This is a genomic window from Candidatus Tisiphia endosymbiont of Ditula angustiorana (assembly GCF_964026425.1).
Lineage (GTDB): Bacteria > Pseudomonadota > Alphaproteobacteria > Rickettsiales > Rickettsiaceae > Tisiphia.
Genome location: NZ_OZ032143.1, coordinates 716711 through 738339 on the forward strand (window position 1 = coordinate 716711; position 21629 = coordinate 738339).

Consider the following 21629-nt stretch of genomic DNA (forward strand, 5'->3'; position numbering starts at 1 on the left):
TAATCCTAGTTCACTCGATTAGTTTCAACTTGCTTCAATAACTCCTCAACTTTGTAAGCATTATCAAATCCGTGATCATAATGAAAACGAATTTCCGGTGAATATTTTAAATTAATCTTAGCAGTTATAAAGTTTCTTATAGCATATTTCGAATTATTTAAAGATTCAGTAAGTTGTATCTCATTAAAAGTAGTATTAAATGGTAAAAAGTAACAATCTGCTACTTTTAAATCAGAAGTAACTAAGACTTTAGTAATAGTTACTGGACAATTAATCAGACGTTCATCTAACATCTTACCACGCCTTAGTACTTCCACTAATGCTTCATTTATTAATATTGCCACTTTTTTTTGCCTTTGTGAGCTATTTTGTGACTTGTCTTTATCAGAAAGTTTTTGCATTTACAATAACTGTTTTTTTTCTTCAATAATTTCAAAGACTTCTACTATATCACCTTCTTTTATAGCATCATAATTTTCAAAAGCGATACCACATTCAAAATTCTCGTGAACTTCTTTAACATCATCTTTAAAACGTTTTAGAGTCTTAAGTTTTCCTTCGTGAATAACAATATTATCTCGTAACAAGCGAACTCCAGCACCTCTTTTAATAGTACCCTTGGTAACATAACTACCTGCAACTTTACCAACTTTTGAGACAATGAATACCTGTCTAATCTCTACTGTACCGATATATTGCTCACGAATAATTGGTGAAAGCATACCACTCATTATTGATTTAATATCATCTAACAAATTATAGATAATGGAATAATATCTAATATCCACTTTTTCTCTTTCTGCCATAGCCAAAGCATTATTATTAGTTCTAACGTTAAAACCAACAATAATAGCATTGGATGCTTTAGCTAAAGTAACATCTGACTCCAATATTCCACCTACTGCGTGATGTAAAATTCTTAAACGAACTTCATCATTTGGCAACTTTAATAGACTAGTGTTAATTGCTTCAATTGAACCTTGCACATCGCCTTTAACAATTATAGGTAACTCTTTTACCATACCACTACTACCGGAGGCTTTTAGGAATAATTCTTCTAGACTTGATCTTTGGGTAACAGAAATTTTCTTTTCTTTTGCAAGGCGTTCACGATACTCTACAATATCTCTAGCCTGTTTTTCATTCTGCACTACATTAAACTGATCTCCTGCTCGCGGAACTTCATTTAAACCATAAATCTCTACTGGTAAAGTTGGTTCTGCCTCGGTAAGATCTAATCCTTTATCATTATTCATCCTCTTAATTCTACCATATTTCGTTCCAGCAACTACTATGTCTCCGTTTCTTAGAATACCACGTTGTACCAATATAGTAGCCACCGCTCCTTTACCTTTATCAACTCTTGCCTCTATGACCACTCCAGCAGTAAGTCCGCTAAAGTTAGCCTTAAGATCCTGCATTTCTGCAACCAATAATATAGCCTCTTCTAACTTATCTAAATTAGTTTTCTTTAAAGCTGAAATTGGTACAACTATAGTATCACCTCCCAACTCTTCACTAACTAAACCATAAATTAATAGATCATTTTTAATTCGGTCAAGATTAATATCCGGTTTATCTATCTTATTTATTGCAACGATTATAGGAACATTTGCCGCCTTAGCGTGATTAATTGCTTCAATCGTTTGCGGCTTTATTCCATCATCTGCAGCAACTACTATAACCACTATATCCGTTACCTTTGCCCCTCTAGTTCTCATATCTGAAAACGCTTCATGTCCTGGAGTATCAATGAAAGTAATAGCTCTACCATCAGCCAAGGTTACTCGATAAGCACCAATATGCTGGGTAATCCCACCTGTTTCCTGACTTGCCAAATCAGTTGACTTTAAAGCATCAAGTAACGAAGTTTTACCGTGGTCAACATGTCCCATAATCGTTACAATAGGAGCCCTATGCTTTAAATCTTCTTCTTTATCAGCTTCACTAATCAATATATTTTCAACATCGGACTCTTGAACCCTTTTTACTGTATGCCCTAAGGTCGTAGCAACAAGATCTGCTGTATCTGCATCAATTATTTGGATGGTCGTAGCCATAATACCAAGTTTCATCAATTCTTTTATAACATCCGTGGCTCGCTCAGACATTTTATTAGCTAGATCTCCTACAGAAATAGCTTCCGGAATAATAACTTCCCTATATACTTTGTCTGGTGTTTGTTGCTCGGCTTTACGTTTTTCTTTTTCTCTAGCTCTTTTTATTGATGCAAGGCTTCTAGTTCTACCAGTATTATCGCTTCCATCCGCATCAAGCATATTGAAGATATCTGCCTTTTTTAATTTTTTAGGCTCCTCAACTTTAACCTTTGGCACTACTATTTTATTATCACCAGTCTTATCTGCCCCAGAAACATCTTCAGGTGCAACGCCAAAATTACTCTGAGAACCAATCAGTGTTGATCTAACAAAAGACTTTGATGGGTTGTTATCCTGTGAAGATGTAGGTGCTAATGTAGTAGGTGGTATTTCAGAATCATTTTCGATATCTTGTGACTCATCCTGAACATTTTCTTCAATATCGTCTTTTTTCACAGGTTGATTAATAGTTGCAAGTTTACTCAGAGTGCTAATCTTACTATCAGTACTCTGAGATTTTGCATCTTCTGCTGCTTTTTTTAAAATAGTTAGGCGTCTATTAAATTCTTCTCCAGCAGTAGATTCGCCGCCTTGAGAAGTAGAACCACTAGACCAAAGTTTGTTAAAAGACAAAGTATTAGTTGGAGTGCTACTCTTTCTAACTTCTACTATTGTTTTTGCAGAACTAACAAAACCTCTAGTAACATTGGTGGGTTGGGCTGGCTTATTAAGCGAGAGTTTAGGACCACCAAGTGTTAGTTTCTTTGGTTTAGGTTCTTGGTTATACGTCATAAATATTAAACCTTTAAATAGCAATTATATTTGTGATAAAGTTTTTTAAATAATTTTGCTATGTGATTAATGATTAACTGATATACTCTTCTGCTTTAAAGAATTGGCTTCTGCAAATACTTGCGGGGATTTAGTGTACTCACTACTAGACGTACACCTAGTACGTTTCCTTACTATTATCCACTTATCCACATCCTTCAGGATGACGTCCCACGAGTCCAAAAATGTAGGTAATAGTAAGGTACGCTCACCCCTTGTTTGTTGTCTCCATTCTTCAAATAATTTGAGTATATCGAATAATTTACAAATTTACCAAGTGTGCAAGTTTTGTTAACTTAAGTAGCCCCGGTATCATCCCCGCAAAGACTTTGTTGTATGGATCAAGAACTCCAACGTTAGTATGGTACTTACAGAACCAAAAACGATGTCATTCCCGCGTAGGCGGGAATCCAAAGTAAATAATCTGCAAAGGCTATTAGATATTATAGATTCCTGCCTACGCAGGAATGACATCAACCCTTAAGGACTATTATACTCACTTAAACTTGCACACTTAGATTTTTTCTCTTGCACTTGCATCTCATGCTTACACTATCATACCAGTTTTTTTAAGGAAATTGTTAATTTTTTCTTTACCCAAAATTAAATTACCAAGTTTCTGTTATTAGAAATGGCTAATTTTGCTGGTAGTTCTTCAGTTATATCAATAAAATTCTTAGCACTAATACTTAATGTTAAATTTTTTAAAATTTTCTTGCTTTGACTGATAACTATTACTCGATAATCAAGTTTTTTTCTGAAGGCTACAATTCATGGCAGTTTATGTCATACCAGCGAAAGCTGGTATCTAAAACTACATAACATACCTTCTATGCTATTTTCTTAGACCCCTGCCTTCGCAGGGGTGACATAGGTTTAATAGCCTAGGATATCCCTGCCCCTTCGGGATGAAATCTTTTCAACTTCTTTTCATGACTTTTAAAATGCCCTGAATTATATAACTCAATAAAAACTTGATTATCGAGTATTAGACATTTTAGCTTCCCGCCGTTGCTGAGAATGACATACTAGTGATCCACGCGAGCAAAGCCTTTCCGCCGTAAGCGGGAATGACATCTTTGTTTTCTAGAATGATACTGAGGTTGCTTAAATTTATTCATCTTCACGAGTACGAGCTGTACGAATCAGTAATTCTATATCATCATCTACCATGTTAGAATTAGGCACTAATGATTTAAATTCATTAACTGTCAATTCTCCCAAATCTTCTATAGTCTTTACACCATACTCAGCTAATTTTAATATGAATTCTGGTTGTAAATCCAATACATCAATTAATTCTTGTTCAACACCTAAAGCTTCGAGTTTAATAATAATTTTTTCATTTTTAGCATTTACATAATTTATTGCTCGTTCTCTTATCTCAGTTGCTAATTCTTCTTCAAAGCCTTCAATATTCATTAAAGTTTCAATTTTACTGGAAGCTAACTGTTCTAGAGAAGTAAAACCTTGTGCAGATAACAGTTGTGCTATCACTTCTTCAACATCTAAGGTCTCCATAAATAACTCAGTAGCAGAGCAAAACTCATCATTTCTCCGTTTGGATTCTTGATCTTCCGTCATTATATTAATATTCCAGCCAGTAAGTTTAGAGGCTAAACGAACATTTTGACCTCTTCTACCAATTGCAAGACTCAAATTATCTTGAGACACGACTACATCAACTATATTCTTATCTTCATCAATAACAATTTTTGCAATTTCTGCAGGAGCAAGTGCATTCATAATAAATTGAGCAATATTCTTGCTCCATAATATTACATCTATTTTTTCGCCATTAAGCTCATTAGTAATAGCCTTAATCCTATTACCTCTAATTCCTACACATGAACCTATAGGATCAACACTTGAGTCAGAAGCAAAGACTGCAACTTTTGCTTTTGATCCAGGATCACGAGCTATAGCTCGCAATTCAATTATATTATCATAAATCTCTGGAATTTCTAATTCAAATAATTTTACTAGCATTTGGTCATCAGTTCTAGATAGAAAAATTTGCGGTCCTTTAGACGATAATCTTACGTCTCGTACATAAGCTTTAATACGATCATTAACCTTAAAGCTTTCTCCTCTAATGAGCTGCTCCTTTTTAATCATTGCTTCAGCACGACCACCAAGGTCAACTATGATATTATTAAACTCTACTCTCTTAACAGTGCCGTTTAAAATCTCACCTTTCTTATCTTTAAAATCTTCATATTGTTTTTCTCTTTCCGCTTCACCAACGCGTTGTATTATTATTTGCTTAGCTGCCTGAGCTGCAACACGTCCAAGATCAATAGGCGGTAAGAATTCATAAATCTCATCGCCAATTTTAGCATCGGCTTTCTTTTCAACAGCATCCTTTAAAGAAATTTGAGTAAAATAATTCTCTACATCATCCACTACATCAAGGATTCTAAAAAGACTAATATTACCATTTTTCCTATCAATCTCAGCTTTTATATTATGCTCATTTCCATATTTTCTGCGTCCTGCAATCTGTACAGCCTGTTCCATTGCCGAAAGTAGTGCTTCCTTAGGAAGACTCTTTTCTCTAGCTACAGAATCTATGATCTGCAGAATTTCTATGTTACCAATATTAACCATAAATTCACTGCCTTTTAAGATTAGACTTCTTGCATAATTCTACTTACCCCAATTTGGGATAAGAATTTGTCAATTCTTATCCCAAATTCGCGTTACTTCTACTGGTAATTTGTGCGTCGGTACTAGACTCGAATCCGTAACAGAATTTGAGTACGCTGCGAGTCGAGATTCCAATCCTCCTACAAATTCCTGAGCTAGAGCAAATTCTCCAAGAAGTCTATTTTTTATTCATTAAATTCCTAAACATTTCATCTGTTAATACCAAAGAGGCTTTTTTTATCATATCAAATGAAAACACTATGTCTTCACCATGGTTATTTAGATGAATTTTATTATCTTCAGCTTTAACTATCTTTCCCTGATATCGAGTTTGACCATTTAATAATTCTTTTAATTTTATGGTAGCCTCCCTACCGAGGAATCTAGTATAGTCTTCAAATTTTATTAATGGGCGTTCAATACCTGCTGAAGAAACTTCTAAAAAATATTTATCACTAATTATATCTTCAACATCTAAAAGGGCTGAGATAATTCTACTGCTATTCCGACAATCTATTATATTAACCTTTTCGCCATCCAACCTATCTATTAATATTTCAAGTACTTTATGGGTTGAACCCTTTAAAGTTACTTTTACTAAGTCGAAACCAAGATCTTTCAGGTTATCTTGCACCGCATCAATAATTTGTTGCTCTATAGTTTGCATTACAACATAAATATTTAAAGATTCTAATAAAAAAGGTGGGGTTAACCCCACCTTTGTTTTTTCAACTTTATTTACAAAAATTTCAACCCGCAAAGCTAGAATACAATATTTTTATGATATTAGCAACAATTAAAAAAATGTTATAATTCATGGTAATTTAAAAGTTACAATCGTTAGTTGTTATAAACACAAGTTTAACCACTATCAATATCATCCCTGCTTTGGGGCGGGATCTATATTACTTAATAGTCTTTCAGGCTTATTTTTTTAGATTCCCGCCGTTGCTAAGAATGACATCGAGTGCATATTAAGCACTTTTTCCTTTATCTATTAGCCTTGCAGCCCGACTTTTAAATTACCCTGTTATAATTACCAAGTGTGTAAGTTTAAGTAAGTATAATAATCCTTAAGGGTTGATGTCATTCCCACGTAGGCGGGAATCCAAAATATCTAAAGCACCCTTCCTGTCTGTTTCTTTAGATTCCGCTACTTTCGCAGAATGACATCGTTTCATCGTATATGTCCCTACTTCGTTCATCCCTGCTTCCCATAACTGTCGAAAGTTAGTAAATACACCTTCCCTATACGTCATTGCGAGGAGGCTGTAAGGCCGACGAAGCAATCCAGTAACATCATTTATCTATAGATTGTTTCCTAGATTGCTTCGCTTACGCTCGCAATGACGCTGTGGTATAGGTGTTTGTAAATTTTCAACGTGACCTGCTTCCCTTTATGTCATTCCCGCTTCGGTGCAGAATCTATAATATCTAATAGCCTTTGCAGGTTATTTTTTAGATTCCCGCCGCAGCTCGAATGACATACTAGTGATCCACACGGGCAAAGCCTCCGCAGGCATGACATCAAGGCTACTTAACAAAACTTGTACTACTATGGTATAATATTATATAGTTGTAATTTTATCATTAAAATAACAAAATTTGTCTGACTAATCATAGTTATTTACGAAAATTTGTTACATTATGGTTTATCTTCTGCTATAAATACTCCAATATAGGAATGTATATACGTTCAATGGGCTAGGCTATATAAAAAGAATATAATGAATAAAAAGTTTTGGTATTACTATGAAAAAATTAATAATGTTACTTTGTGTTTCTTGTTTGTCTAGCACAGCCTTGAGTAGTTCTACTCCTCCAGCTGATGCTGCTTCAGATACTGAAATAAAATTAGAAGGTTTTTTTGGTTTCCAAGCTGGTTATAGTGCTCAAGGTAAATTGTCGTCAGAACAAAGTAAATATATCACTGATAATAAGAAAAATCTTGGATTTTATAGTGAAGCAGCTTTCTCTGCCACTGCTAAGCAAGAATTTAATGATGTAATAGCTGGAGCTAAAATAATTTTACTAACAACAAGTAAACCAAAGGGTTCTGCAAGTGTCAATGGTTCTCACATTTTCTTAGAGACAGACTATGGTAAAGTAGAGTTAGGCTCTCCTTATGATGCTGCAAATAAGATGGGTATTAGTGGTGCTAAAGTTGCAGTAGCTAGTTGTGGTTTTAGTTGGAGTAAGTATGTATCACTAGACGATAGCAGTATGCAATATAAAGGTATGAAACCACAATTTGAGGTAATCCCACCCACTTTCACAGACTCATTTAGCAATAGCTTTGATGATATAAGTAAAGGAACAGAGCCATCTAGAAAAGTCTCTTATTATACGCCAGAGATACAAGGCTTTCAGTTTGGTATTTCTTATATTCCTGATTCAGCAAATACTGGTGGTCATCGTAGTATAAAAAACTTAGATAGTAAAACGGGTCGTAGTACATTAAAGACTGGTATAGTTGAAGTAACACTACCAGGTATAGATGGTGGTACAGGTAATACAGTAATTTATAATTACAATGTCAAAGATGCCATTTCTGCAGGGATATCCTATAAGTACGAGATTTTAGATGATGCGTCGGTAGAAGTTGGTGTTACAGGAGAACATGCCAAACCAGCTCGCAAACTTATAGTATTAGATCCTAATGGAAAGATAGTATCTAGTAACAAGCTATCAGATCTAAACGCTTACAATTTAGGTGCAGTCTTAACTTATGGTAATATTTCTTGTGCAGCTTCTTATGGTAGTTTAGGTAAAAGTTTGACTTCAAAAACTTATCATAAAGTTGGTCGTGATACGAAATATTATAATGGTACAATTGCTTATGGGCAAGGTCCTATTAAAACAAGTCTTTCCTATTTTAAATCACTAAGGTATAAAAATACGGTGGATACAGTAAGTCTAGGTACTGAATATAAGATAACACCAGGCTTGTTGCCTTACGCTGAAATCTCTTATTTTCAAGCTAAAGGTAAGCCGGTTTACCTTATTGAAGCTCCTAAGAAAAAAACTAAAGGTACAGTTGCTCTTATTGGTGCAAAGCTTAAATTTTAACCTTTAATAAGCCCTCGTTGTCGTTCCCCCGCGTAGGCGGGAATGACATCGTTTTTGGTTCTGTAAGTACCATTACTTACGTTGCCTTTTTGATCCACGCGGGCAATGCGTTCTCAGGGATTGACAGCTTTTTTACATAAGATATTTTTGTAATAACGCTTGCAAAATTGCCACAGTTTCGACATCTAATACTCCAGAAAAATTCTTTGGGCGAAAATGCATTTGGAACGATACTATGACATTAGTTGTTTGTTGATCAATTACTCCTGTCGGCTGCAACACATAACCATATTTGCTAAATTGTTCTTGGATTAACTTTACATTAGACATATCTACCTTAGGTATTAGAGCATTAACAGTATCTTGATCATACCAAGCTCCGATATTATTATCATATAATTGTTTCCATGGGAATAGAGGCCCTGGGTCTTGTTTCCTTCCCGGAGCGGCATCAGAATGGCCGATCACACAAGTGGGGTCAATATCATAGCGAGCTATAATATTCTGACAAAGCTCCATTACCGCTGTAATTTGCTCTTCGGGATAAGGATACCAATGAATCTTTCCTTGAGAATCTTTAGTATCGCCAAGATTTACTATTTCAATACCTATAGAAGTATCATTGAGATTCTGACGCCCTTGCCAACCACTAACACCAACATCCCAAGCTCGTCTAGACTCTTCCACTAATTGAAATATATGATTCGGATTAGAGTCAGAAACTAGATAGTGTACACTAACTTTCGAGCCTAGCAGGTCTATTAGGGATCCTTCTAAGTTTTCGTTAGTGTAATGCAGTACCAAAAATCTAACTCTCTCATTAAAAGATGGGGCTCGGTAGGTTGTTCTATCAATTGTAATCATTTTTATAATACCTATTTTATAAGTTGCATTAATTCATCCCATTCTCTTTTATTTATGCCACTAGATTCTTGAGTAATTTCTTCATTATTGAGTAGTTTTTTTATAACAGCAAGTCCTTTTTTAGAAATATTATTACCTTCCAGCCTATATTCCTTAAAAGCATCATAGGTAAAAGGTACCCAAGCTTTTACTATTTCTAGCATCTTGTCTGCATATACTCTGATTTCATATTGGGCATGAGAATCGGCTCGCAATAGTAGAAAATGTAGTAGATTATGCAAATTAATTTTCCAATACCATTCTGTATAATAGTTTAAGGTTAAATTCATTCTCGCAAGTTCCCTAGTAATACCTATAGTATTTTCATCGATAATATTGCCATGTTCATCTTGGTTCATCATTTCAGTATAATGCTGATAGCATAGTTTAGCATCTTTTTCTAGTAGCACTAAGACTTTATCTGCAATTTCTTTTGGCACTTCTTCATCACTTCTTCCTTGTTTATTTATTGTGGATTGAGCAGCAAGATTCTGTTTTTCTGGTAAATAAAATTCATTCCCTAATATAGAATATCTAGCTGAATATTCATTAACACTAGCGGTTCTATGACGTATCCATTGTCTTGCAACGAAAATAGGCAGTTTAATATGAAATTTGATATCACACATTTCAAATGGTGTTGTATGGTGGTGACGCATTAGGTAATTGATTAAACCTTTATCTTGGCTTAGTTGTTTTGTACCTTTACCATATGATACTCGTGCTGCTTGGACGATGCTACTATCATCACCCATATAATCAATAATTCTGATAAAACCATGATCTAGTATTTTTATAGGTTCAAATAATAATTCTTCTAGAGCTGGTACTGTAGCTCTTTTTGTCTTGTAATTATTGTCGTGCATTCTTTTCTCTATTATTCTGTTTGAAAATTTGTTAATTCCAGCATCAAATATTCATCCATAGGAATCTTATCTTGATTAAGCATTTTGTTGATATTAGAACCAAGTGCCTTAAATGACTTACCTTTGGCAATTACTGTTCTAGTGCCAACTGGCACTTTACCATGTAGAGCATATGAAACGATTAATGGATAATTAATATCACCAATTTTTATATCTAATTTCTTACCTTTCTGTGCTGAATCATAAATTACCTGACCATTCGATAATTTAGTAATCTTTACGTCAACCCCTACTCTATCTCCACATAATAATGGCATTCTATAAGCTATTTCATCATCAAATATCTTTACTTCATTACTATCAACAAAATTATTAGGTAATATTGAATTTAAAACAATATTAACTCTATAAGGTACATCATGCTCTCTATCTTCTTCTTTATATTGCTGGTTATAATATGCATATTTTGCAGGAAGTACCGCTTGTCTTGTTTGTCCAACCATCATACCTACTACTACAGAATCAAGGCCTGGCATGATCGCTCTAGAACCAAGTGTAAAGGTTTTGGTATTTTCGCTAAGTAAATTATTGTTAATATCCAATAATTGATAACGTAATGTGACTACGTGACCACAAGTGGCTGGCCCAATAGTCCCATTACCAAAGCTATTAATCTTAAACATTGGTTGTATTAAGTCTCTATTAACCTCTATAGTATATTTACCATCAGTAATAGGTTTGTTCGTTGGTTGTAGTAAATGCTCAAAAAATAGTCGACCTTCTTCTGTCTTAAGAGCATTTATCAAAACCTTTGAAACAGTTTTTTCAAGAAAATTACCAGTTAATGGTATATTTGCTTGTTCAGGAGCAGCGGCAGTATTTTTATTATTCTCAGCATCATTAGTCGTCTGAACTTTAGGGTCTTTATCCTCGGGAAGAGAGAGCATCTTCATTTGGACAATAGAATAAATAATTGCTGCAGCAATTATAAGACTTAAAGCTTTTTGCATATAATATTTCTTCCTTAAGTATCTTTTAGTTTGGTTTTAAAATATATAGCTAACTCCGATTAACATGTACTCCGGCTATTAGCGAGAAGTACATAAATCCTAGTGTCATTGCGAGGAGCTACTTTAGTAGTGACTAAGCAATCCTGTTTTGTGTTACCCTTGCGAAAGCACACTAGTGTCCGGGTAAAATCAGCACATCAAACAACGTCATTGCGAGAAGCCACTTTAGTGGCGACGAAGCAATCTATTTCTAATCACTTTTTTGGATTGCTTCGTCGCCACTAAAGTGGCTCCTAGCAATGACGGAGTAATGTTAGTCGGGTTAGCTATACATTCTATAATTTTTAATGTTTTGCTCTAAGTCGCTCTGCCTTGCTAAATGCTTCTTCTGATTGCGAGTATTTACCTAACTTGTTCAAGGCAATACTTTTGTTATGGTAAGCTTTAGCATGGTAAGGATTATATTTGATTGCTAAATCAAAACATGCAATTGCATCTTGGTATTTGGCTAGTTTACCTAAAGCAATACCTTTGTTATTATAAGCCTCAGCAAAATTAGGTTTATATTTGATTGCCAAATCATAAGAGTTAATTGCTTCTTGCAATTTTCCTAATTTATCTAAAACGTTACCTTTGTTGTAGTAAGCTTCAGCATAATCGTGCTGATGTTTGATTGCTAAATTATAGGAGTTAATTGCCTCTTGCAATTTCCCCAATTCATTCAAAGCAAAACCTTTGTTGTTGTAAGCATCAGCATAATCAGGCTTATGTTTGATTGCTAAATCAAAGGGGTCAATTGCTTCCTGCCATTTACCTAATCTGCCTAAAACTATACCTTTATTGTTGTAAGCATCAGCAAAATCAGGATTATATTTAATTGCTAAGTTATAGGAGTTAATTGCCTCTTGCAATTTCCCCAATTTATTCAAAGTAAAACCTTTGTTGTTGTAAGCAGCAGTAAAATCAGGCTTATATTTGATTGCCAAATCATAAGAGTTAATTGCTTCTTGCAATTTTCCTAATTTATCTAAAACGTTACCTTTGTTATAGTAAGCATTAGCATAATCGTGCTGATGTTTGACTGCTAAATTATAGGAGTTAATTGCCTCTTGCAATTTCCCCAATTCATTCAAAGCAATACCTCTGTTATAGTAAGCCTCGGCAAAATCAGGCTTATGTTTGATTGCTAAATCAAAGGAGTCAATTGCTTCCTGCCACTTGCCTTCTATTATTAAAGCATTCGCTTTCTCAAAATATTCTTGGCTATTGGCTACCACTTCACTGAATGGAAGTAATATGAAAGTAAGCAGGATTGTTAGTCGTTTTATATTAGACCTATTTTGAAACTCTATTTTTGCTGGTGATTTGTACGTCGATGCGGTACTCAAATCCTCACATACATTAGAGTACGCTGCGGTTCTGCGTTTCGCGTCTCCTTCAAATCCCTCAGCACAAGCGAGTTTCGAAAGGAGTCTATTAATTATTTTCATAAACTACCTCTTTGTAACTGTAAATTACTATATTCCAAGATGGTCAAAGGCATTTTTAGTAATAACTCTACCTCTTGGGGTGCGTTGTAATAACCCTATTTGTATTAGATAGGGCTCTATAGTTTCTTCAACAGCATCGCGTTGTTCTGATAAAGCTGCGGCAATTGTCTCTATACCAACCGGACCACCAGCATAATTATCAGCTATAAATTTTAAGTATCTATAATCATTACTATCTAAACCTATTTTGTCAACCTCTAAGCGATTTAGTGAGGAATTGGCAATATTTTTATCAATTTCTAGCTTATCATCGACAGAAGCAAAATCTCTCACCCGTCTAACTAGCCTAAGGGCAATTCTTGGTGTTCCTCTACTACGCTTAGCTATCTCTTCTAATGCCTCATCGGTTAAATTAATTGCTAGCAATTTACTAGCTCTACTCAAAACAAGTTTTAATTCAGCCACGTTATAAAAATGCAAACGCAATGGTATACCAAATCTATCTCTCAAAGGATTGCTGAGTAAACCGAGCCTAGTAGTTGCTCCAACTAAAGTGAAATTGGGTAGATTAATTTTTACTGACCTTGCTGAAGGCCCTTCACCAATAACTATGTCCAAAGCAAAATCTTCCATTGCTTGGTACAATACTTCTTCAATATTTGTACTAAGACGGTGAATTTCATCGATAAATAACACATCATTATCTTGCAAATTAGTAAGTATAGCAGCTAGGTCAGCTGCTTTTGATATAGCAGGTCCTGAGGTGGATTTAAAATTTACTCCCATTTCCTTAGAAATAATTTGTGCAAGAGTGGTTTTACCAAGTCCAGGAGGACCGTAAAATAATGTATGATCTAAATGTTCAGACCTATTTTTAGCTGCTTGGATAAAAATGGATAAATTCTCCTTAATTTGTTGTTGTCCAACAAATTCTCTTAAATAGCTAGGCCGTAGAGAAAATTCTTGATCACTAGGAAGTATATCAGCTGACAAAACATTTTTAGACATTGGATCCACGTACTTTTAGTGCAAGTTTAATTAGTTCATTAATAGAGAGATTAGAATTTTCTGCAATAATTCCCTGTACTAAATTCTGTGCTTCAGTTTTACCAATACCAAGCGAGGTTAACACTAATGTGGCATCAGATGATATCTTAGCTAAGTCAGTATCATTGTTATCCATAGTAAGGTTGTTAGTAAAATTAGTTAAGGCTTTATCCTTTAACTCTATGATAATTCGTTCAGCTAGTTTTAGCCCAACACCAGAAATGGCTTTAAAAGCTTCTTTATCCCTTCTTGCTATCGCTGATTGGATTTGCTCGGGTGATAAATTTGATAAAATAGCTAAAGCCATTCTTGTACCGATACCGTTTACCGATTGTAATAAATTAAAAAAAGCCTTCTCTTCGAGAGATAAAAAGCCGTAAAGATTAATATGATCTTCTCTTACATGTGTTTCAATAAATAATTGACAAAACTCATTAACGACTAACTTATTTAAAGTTTTACTAGAACAATACACTAAATATCCAACACCACTAACATCAATAATGACATAATCATTAAAACATGCATCTATTTTACCTTTTAATTTACCAATCATAATTTATTTAGTATCAGATTTTACTTTTGGTTTACGATTTTTTGTACATATATGTGCTATTACTGGCAATATAGTTACTATCGAAGCTAAAATATAATGTAGTAACGTTGGAGTTTCAGTGCAATGGCATTGACCATCATCAGGAAATGTTGATATAAGTATAATTTTCGCAGCAACCCAAGTAATCACTATATATATAAGCAAGTATACTACATATTTAACCTTTTCCCAAATACTCTTAATCATAATCTTCTCTTCTACTATAGCTAACCATTACATAACAATAATAGAATATGTTAGTAAATGATAGACTTAATTAACCTGAATTTGATATAACATTACCGTATCCTCATTCCCGGGAAGGCATTGCCCACGTGGATCAAAAGCCAACGTAAGTAATGGCATTTACAGAACCAAAAACGATGTCATTCCCGCGTAGGCGGGAATCCAAAAAATAACCTGCAAAAGCTATTAGATATTATGGATTCCTGACCAAAGCGGGAATGACATACTAACCCCAATTCGGGATAAGAATTGACAAATTCTTATCCCAAATTCGCGTATACTAGTAATCCACGCGGGCAATGCAGACCCACAGCGGACGATGATGTACGTGAGGATTCGAGTCTAGGTGCAACGAATAAATTACCAGCAGAAGTAGAGTTTCGAAAGATATCTAGTATATAGAGATAGCATAAAATGAAGTCCAAGTCTGAAATGTTTGTATTTAAGGCAATAGATTTTTTTTATTTAAAATTTTACATTCTTCTTTTATCTGTTCTCCACTACAGATATAATAATTTATACATCTAGAGTTAATAGAACCTGAATTCGATGTAACAAGTTAATGCTAGACTCAGTATCATCTCTATTGTGGGTGATGTCACCCCTGCGTAGGCAGGGGTCTAAAGAAGTAGCAAGGATTAAGTGCTTAAACATTTTTATATCCCTGCCTTCGCAGGGATGACATCGAGCGTGCAGAGAATAATAATTATTCTTACATCGATACTCGAGGTTAATAGACATATATAAATATGGAAAGATTTAAAAAATAAACAATTAGCTATGGTAAAACTATGGATAGAGTTATTCAATCAAATAGAAAAGTAATACCTACTCAAACACATTTAACAAGCGATCAAAAAACCACTGTAGCTTTACTTTTGATAGGTACATTTTTAGAGTATTTTGATCTGATGCTATATATTCATTTAGCAATCCTGTTAAATGAGCTATTTTTTCCTAAAACTGACCCACACGCTGCTTCCCTCCTCGCTGCTTTGACTTTTTGTTTGACATATATATTCAGACCTGTTGGTGCTCTTATTTTTGGTTATATAGGAGATAATGTTGGTTATAAAGCTACAATTATTATAACAACTTTTATGATGGCTATTTCATGTATTGTTATAGCTAATTTACCTGTTTATGAACAAATAGGTATTATATCTACATGGGTAATTATAATATGTCGAATTATTCAAGGTATGTCTTCTGTAGGAGAACTAATAGGTACTGAACTCTATCTGACTGAAATGACAAAGCCACCTATCCAATATCCAATTGTAGCGTTAGTTTCAGTTTGTACTATCATGGGAGGAATATTGGCACTTGGTTTAGCATCTTTTAGTACATCATTTGGAATCAGTTGGCGTATGGCTTTTTGGGCAGGTGCAGCAATTGCAGTTGTTGGTACAATGGCTAGGACACTGCTTAAAGAAGCACCAAGGTTGTTAAAACAAAAAGCAGTAGTAAATAATTCTATTGGGCCTACAAAAGTTAATATGACAACAATGTTATCTTACTTCTTGATACAGTGTGGATGGCCGATATGCTTCTATTTTGCCTATATCCATTGTAGTAGCATTTTAAAAAACTCTTTTGGTTATTCGTCGGAGGAGGTAATTCATCATAATTTTCTTCTTGTAATGCTATCTTTAGTTAGCTCTTTAATTTATGCGTATTTAAGTTATAAAATATACCCATTAATAATTCTTAAGGTAAGACTAGCGATATTCTGTATTTTTATTGTTAGTTGTCCCTATTTACTAGACCATTATAAAACCCCTGTTGCCATATTTCTAATCCAATTAATGACTGGGCTATTTGGTATCTGTACCATGCCAGCGGATACAATTTTTTTCCGGCATATTTCTATTTTTAGACGATGTGCTTACGTTAGTTTGTCTTTCGCTTTATCGCGTACTTTAATGTATATTGTTACTTCTTTTGGCCTTGTATACCTAATAGAATATTTTGGTAATTATGGGTTATTAGTTATCATAACCCCAATAACCCTAGGGTTTGCTTTTGGCATCTATCACTTTGAAAAGTTAGAAAAGCAAGCTGGTTACTATTAATCAGTAAATATCTTAAGCTTTGTTTTTTATGTTGTCACAAGTCTTAGTCATCTCTCCTGTAATACTATTTATGGCATCAAACATTTTCATTGAACTATCGGATGCCATACTGGCAAACTCTTTAATGTTATTGATTGAAGTCTCACAAGTCGACTTAAGATATTTTTGCTGACATTCGGCTATTTGGTTTAAATCTCCAGAAGCTATTGCATCTTTTGTAGAATTCAGCATATTCATAGCATTGTTCTGAAAAGCCTCTGAATTTTTTTGGATCATAGACTGCAGTGATTCAGTAACAATCTGATTTGTTGTAGTAAGTATTTTAGTACTTTTCTTGATAGTATCTGACATAGCAGAAAAATCCATAACAGGTAAGTTTTTTACGGAATTCATGTAAACTTCTGGATTCATAAAAGATTTCATTAAATCTAAAAATTGGGTAGTACTATTAGTCATTGTAAATCCTCTAAATTAAGTGATTCTATTTATTATGTAAATCATAAACTTCATGCTACCACTTATAAAAATACGAGTCAATAGCTGGTTAATAATAATCTTAATATAGTCAATTGATTATATACTGCTATGATTTCAAGAGTTGGGTAGACGAAGGTCAACTTCAAGAAGAGCTAGGAGTGTCAAAGTCGAGCAGCGGAGCGTACATTAGTACGTGAGCAGCACAGATCTTTGACACGACGACGCCAATTCTTGAAGTTCACCGAGTATACCAAAAACCCTAAATACAAATACTATATCATCGGCTGCTTCTTTTAGATAATCGAAACGACTAGAAGCCCCTTTATGTCCTGAATCCATATTAGTTTTTAGCAATAATATATTATCGTCGAGTTTTGTTGCACGAATCCTTGCTGCCCATTTAGCCGCTTCCCAATACCCAACTCTTGGATCAGAGATTCCAGCAGTAATAAATAGACTTGGATAATTTTGTGGCTTTATATTATCGTACGGAGAATAAGACTTAATACAGTTAAAATAGTCTAATTCTTTAGGATTCCCCCACTCTTTAAACTCACTTGGGGTTAATGGCAATTGTTCGTCAAGCATGGTATTTAATACATCAACAAAAGGTACATGGGCAAGTGCTGCTTTAAATAATTGTGGCTGCTCATTAATTACCGCTCCAATTAATAACCCCCCTACACTTCCACCACAGATTACTATATTACCTTGGCTAGTATATTTTTCTTTAATTAGCTCTTTACTAACCGCAATAAAGTCATCAAAAGTTCTTTTTTTATTGAGGAATTTGGCAGCCTCATACCAATCATGTCCAAGATCATCTCCACCTCTAATATGGGCAAGAGCGTAGACAAACCCACGATCTACAAGAGAAATAGCTGTATTCCGAAAAGATACTGGTATGCTAATACCATATGAGCCATAGCCATACAAATATAAAGGATTTTTCCCATCTTTTTTAAACAGTGCTTTTTTATATAATAAGGTAATTGGCACTTTAACCCCCTCATTATCAGCAAATATCCTTTCCACCATATATTCTTCAGGGTTGAAACCACTTGGTATTTCTTGCACTTTCAGTATTGACAATTTATCACTATCAAAATCATAACTATAAGTGGTGTTTGGTCTAGCAAGTGAAGAATAATTTACTCTAATATCATCTTCCTCAAAATTAGTAGACAAAGCGTAGGCAGTAAAAGAAGTATCCGGAAAGTGAATAACTTTTTCCTCCTGTTCTTTAAGATATTTTATTTTAATAACAGGCAATCCTTGGTCACGATAATTAAGTATCAAATAATTTCTAGTGATGTCAAAGCTTGACAAATATCTACCCGAATCTTCCGGTATATAATCATTTTTCCACAAATCATTTTGGAAATTATTTACATTTACTAGTACTATACGAAAGTTTTTTGCCCCTTCATTGGTCTTAATATAAAAATTATCACCATTATGCTCAACATCATAAAAAATCTCTTCTTTTGACGCTCTAATCAGTTTAGGCTGAAAGCTATGATCATGCATTTGCACCACATATATTTCATTTTCATTATGACCAAAGCTATTAACAAAAATATATTGTCGACTAGCTGACTTTGTAGCGTCCAGCTGATATAATGGGTCTGTTATATGGAGTACTAACTTATCATTTGAAACTACATCACCTAAAGAGTGGAACATTAATTTATCATGACGAAAATTCTCATTAATAGGCATATAAAAAAATCCCTTGAGATCTTCATGCCAAATTATATTACTACTAACGTTATTTATTTCATCTAGTAAATATTCTTTAGTCTTTAAGTTATAAACCCTAATTATATATTTTTCATCACCGGAAAAATCAGCACTATAAGCCATTAACGTATGATCAGGAGAGACTGCTACTTGCCCTACATCAGTAAATTTATTACCTTTGGCAATAGCGTTGACATCTAATATAATTTCTTCATAAGCATCTACCGACCCCATTTTTCGGCAATATATAGGATATTCTGTAGTTTCTTCAGTTCTAGTATAATAGTAATAATTATCTTTCTTTACGTAAGTTGACTGATCCTCGAGCTTAATCCTACCTTTTAGCTCTTCAAATATTTTATCTTTTTCTTGTTGTAATTGTGTAAAAAATTGCTCGGAATATTTATTTTCTACCTGTAAATATTCTATAATTTTTTTATTATTAACATTAGGCCACTCACTATCCCTAAGCCAAGCATACTCATCTGTAATTTTTTGACCATGTAATACAAAATTATAATCAATCTTATCGGCTATGGGTGGTGTCATGGGTGGTTTCATTTTATTCTCCTTTTAAGCGTCCTCAATGTCATCCCAGCGTAGGCTGGGATCTAAAAATAGCATGATAATGTTGTTAGATTAGTAATATGGTAAAAATAATTAATAATATCATTACTACCAACAAACCGGTTGACTGATTATGCCAAGATTTCATTTTACGTAAAGTACTTTTTTCTATTCTGTCAAAAATAGGGTAGTCCGCCCCTATTTTATCATAAAAGTCTTGCACCACTAAGTTATATTTAAAATAAATACGACGAATATTATTTTCAACAAACTGAAATAAGTCTAAATTTATGTTGGCAGTTGAACACCTAGAAATCGTTTTACTAAGGACTAAAGCAAATATTATACCTATTACTATTATTACCATTTGTTTTACTAAATCCAACCAATTTGTATCAATTATTTCAACAGGATAAGATGACCATACTAGTTTCAAACCTTCTTCTAAACAAAAACTAGTTACTAATAAAAACGATAACATGACAAATAAACTAACTCTAGTCAGAATATTTAATCTAACCTCAATTCGATGTAACAAGTTAATACTAGACCCAGTATCATCTCTATTGTGGGTGATGTCACCCCTGCTTTCCCTTATGTCATCCCTGCGAAGGCAGGGATCTAAAATATCTAAAACATCCTTCCTGTTTATTTCTTTAGATTCCTGCCTGCACAGGAATGACATCGTTCCATCGTATTTGTATTTAACCGTAGAAAATAAAGCGATACATGTGACAATCTTGAGTAAGAAAATAGCATAATAATTAATATCTTGGTCTAAAGCATTGGTCACAACAATTTTGGTAACAAAACTAGCAAAAGGAGGCAAGGCTATAATGAACAATACACTAACTATTAAACTAACAAACAACAAATGACTTTTGGGCGAGTAAATTCCTTTTATCTCAGAACAATTCTCTATATTTTCTTTGTCTATTAATATAGCAACGTATAAACCAAATAAAGCTTTATACAATATATGGACAAAAAGAAAAACTATGATTCCTAAATTTGCTTGTTGAGATTTTGTGCCAATAGCAATTAGCATGAATCCAAGCTGAGAAATAGTGAGATAACCTACTAATCTTTTGATGTTATCTTCTAGGCAAGCATAAACCCCACCATATATAATCATTAATAATCCAAAGAATTTAAGTATTTCTAAGCCACTAAATAGTTTAAGGAGTATAATTATTGATATTTTACTAGTAAAGCTAGTTAAATATACCATCCCTGAGCTTGAAGCAAATGGATAGCAATTAACAATCCATCCAGAGAAAGGTATGCTAGCTACATTAATCAAGCAACCACAAAGTATTAGAGCATAAAATATAAAACCAGCATCTTGATTTTCTGTCAATGAGGTAAGAGAAACAATTTGTGAACTAGAGGTGTGAGTAATTATATAACTAATCCCTATTAAAATAAGACTACCACTTATAAGATGGGTAAGCAAATATTGTCTTGCTGCTCTAACACTATTTTTGTAATTGCCATAAAAAATCAACAAAGCAGCAAATATCATCATCATTTCTAGAGAAGCAAACATCGAAACAAAATCCCCAGCAAATAAACAGACCAAAGAACTAGCTGAATATAGGCTACCTATAAGTACCTCAAATTTTCTATTTTTACTTATGGCATATAAGTTAGTAGCCAGCGTTACAACAATAAAAGCAAGTGCTATTAACTTATTTTCACTACTAAAATTAATAACAAAACTATTATTGTATAGATTAATTACCATCTCATCTTTGTTGTTAATTAATAATATGCCAGCAACTATTGGATATATTATTGAAATAATATAAAATGTTTTATAAAATGCCTTTCTCATTATTTAGCCTCAATTTGATATAAGAGATAGGTTAACCTAATTCGATATAAAATATCAGTTTAATAGTATCGATGTCATTCCTGCTTCGGTGCGGAATCTTAAAAAAAACATCCTAAGATGACTTG

General features: G+C 33.8%; 16 protein-coding genes. 2 read left to right on the top strand and 14 right to left on the bottom strand.

Features of this window, described 5'->3' with window-relative positions; genetic code table 11:
- Positions 1-5: 5 nt before the first annotated feature.
- The 4 genes from rbfA to rimP form a co-directional block, all read right to left on the bottom strand.
- Positions 6-401 carry a 30S ribosome-binding factor RbfA gene (gene rbfA, locus AAGD29_RS03305; protein ID WP_341758502.1) on the bottom strand — a complete coding sequence of 132 codons (396 nt, stop codon included), beginning with the start codon at positions 399-401 and terminating at the stop codon, positions 6-8.
- A complete protein-coding gene (infB, locus tag AAGD29_RS03310; protein ID WP_341758503.1) occupies positions 402-2891 on the bottom strand; it encodes a translation initiation factor IF-2 in 2490 nt (829 codons plus the stop codon). It lies immediately after the preceding gene.
- Positions 2892-4043: 1152 nt separating this feature from the next.
- Entirely contained in the window at positions 4044-5540 is a 1497-nt protein-coding gene (gene nusA / locus AAGD29_RS03315) for a transcription termination factor NusA (protein WP_341758504.1), read from the bottom strand.
- A gap of 217 nt (positions 5541-5757) precedes the next feature.
- On the bottom strand, positions 5758-6246 hold the full coding sequence (gene rimP / locus AAGD29_RS03320; protein ID WP_341758505.1) for a ribosome maturation factor RimP: 489 nt from the start codon (positions 6244-6246) through the stop codon (positions 5758-5760).
- A gap of 1085 nt (positions 6247-7331) precedes the next feature.
- Here rimP and AAGD29_RS03325 point away from each other — a divergent pair.
- Positions 7332-8648, top strand: coding sequence for a porin (locus tag AAGD29_RS03325; RefSeq protein ID WP_341758506.1), 1317 nt, complete (start codon positions 7332-7334; stop codon positions 8646-8648).
- Between the two features lie 132 nt (positions 8649-8780).
- Here the strand turns inward: AAGD29_RS03325 and AAGD29_RS03330 are convergent, their stop codons facing one another.
- The 7 genes from AAGD29_RS03330 to AAGD29_RS03360 all read right to left on the bottom strand — a co-directional run bounded on the left by AAGD29_RS03330 (position 8781) and on the right by AAGD29_RS03360 (position 14766).
- Positions 8781-9512 (bottom strand): N-acetylmuramoyl-L-alanine amidase, encoded by a 732-nt coding sequence (locus AAGD29_RS03330; protein WP_341758507.1) that lies wholly within the window; start codon positions 9510-9512, stop codon positions 8781-8783.
- Between the two features lie 11 nt (positions 9513-9523).
- Positions 9524-10417, bottom strand: coding sequence for an FAD-dependent thymidylate synthase (gene thyX / locus AAGD29_RS03335; RefSeq protein WP_341758508.1), 894 nt, complete (start codon positions 10415-10417; stop codon positions 9524-9526).
- Positions 10418-10428: 11 nt separating this feature from the next.
- Positions 10429-11427 (bottom strand): FKBP-type peptidyl-prolyl cis-trans isomerase, encoded by a 999-nt coding sequence (locus AAGD29_RS03340; RefSeq protein WP_341758509.1) that lies wholly within the window; start codon positions 11425-11427, stop codon positions 10429-10431.
- A gap of 344 nt (positions 11428-11771) precedes the next feature.
- On the bottom strand, positions 11772-12917 hold the full coding sequence (locus tag AAGD29_RS03345; RefSeq protein WP_341758510.1) for a tetratricopeptide repeat protein: 1146 nt from the start codon (positions 12915-12917) through the stop codon (positions 11772-11774).
- Between the two features lie 27 nt (positions 12918-12944).
- On the bottom strand, positions 12945-13925 hold the full coding sequence (gene ruvB, locus AAGD29_RS03350) for a Holliday junction branch migration DNA helicase RuvB (RefSeq protein ID WP_341758511.1): 981 nt from the start codon (positions 13923-13925) through the stop codon (positions 12945-12947).
- The gene (gene ruvA / locus AAGD29_RS03355; RefSeq protein ID WP_341758512.1) at positions 13918-14520 is read right to left on the bottom strand and encodes a Holliday junction branch migration protein RuvA; all 603 of its coding nucleotides are present in this window, start codon (positions 14518-14520) and stop codon (positions 13918-13920) included. Before ruvA ends, ruvB begins: the two co-directional genes overlap by 8 nt.
- 3 nt (positions 14521-14523) lie before the next feature.
- Entirely contained in the window at positions 14524-14766 is a 243-nt protein-coding gene (locus AAGD29_RS03360) for a Holliday junction ATP-dependent DNA helicase RuvA (RefSeq protein ID WP_341758513.1), read from the bottom strand.
- Positions 14767-15596: 830 nt separating this feature from the next.
- Here AAGD29_RS03360 and AAGD29_RS03365 point away from each other — a divergent pair.
- Complete coding sequence (locus AAGD29_RS03365) at positions 15597-16880, top strand: MFS transporter (protein ID WP_341758514.1); 1284 nt, start codon at positions 15597-15599, stop codon at positions 16878-16880.
- Between the two features lie 12 nt (positions 16881-16892).
- Here AAGD29_RS03365 and AAGD29_RS03370 read toward each other — a convergent pair whose 3' ends face one another.
- The 3 genes from AAGD29_RS03370 to AAGD29_RS03380 form a co-directional block, all read right to left on the bottom strand.
- On the bottom strand, positions 16893-17336 hold the full coding sequence (locus AAGD29_RS03370) for a phasin family protein (protein WP_341758515.1): 444 nt from the start codon (positions 17334-17336) through the stop codon (positions 16893-16895).
- A gap of 207 nt (positions 17337-17543) precedes the next feature.
- Positions 17544-19649 (bottom strand): S9 family peptidase, encoded by a 2106-nt coding sequence (locus AAGD29_RS03375; RefSeq protein ID WP_341758744.1) that lies wholly within the window; start codon positions 19647-19649, stop codon positions 17544-17546.
- An 85-nt stretch (positions 19650-19734) separates the two neighbouring features.
- The gene (locus AAGD29_RS03380; RefSeq protein WP_341758516.1) at positions 19735-21504 is read right to left on the bottom strand and encodes a proton-conducting transporter membrane subunit; all 1770 of its coding nucleotides are present in this window, start codon (positions 21502-21504) and stop codon (positions 19735-19737) included.
- Positions 21505-21629 lie beyond the last annotated feature (125 nt).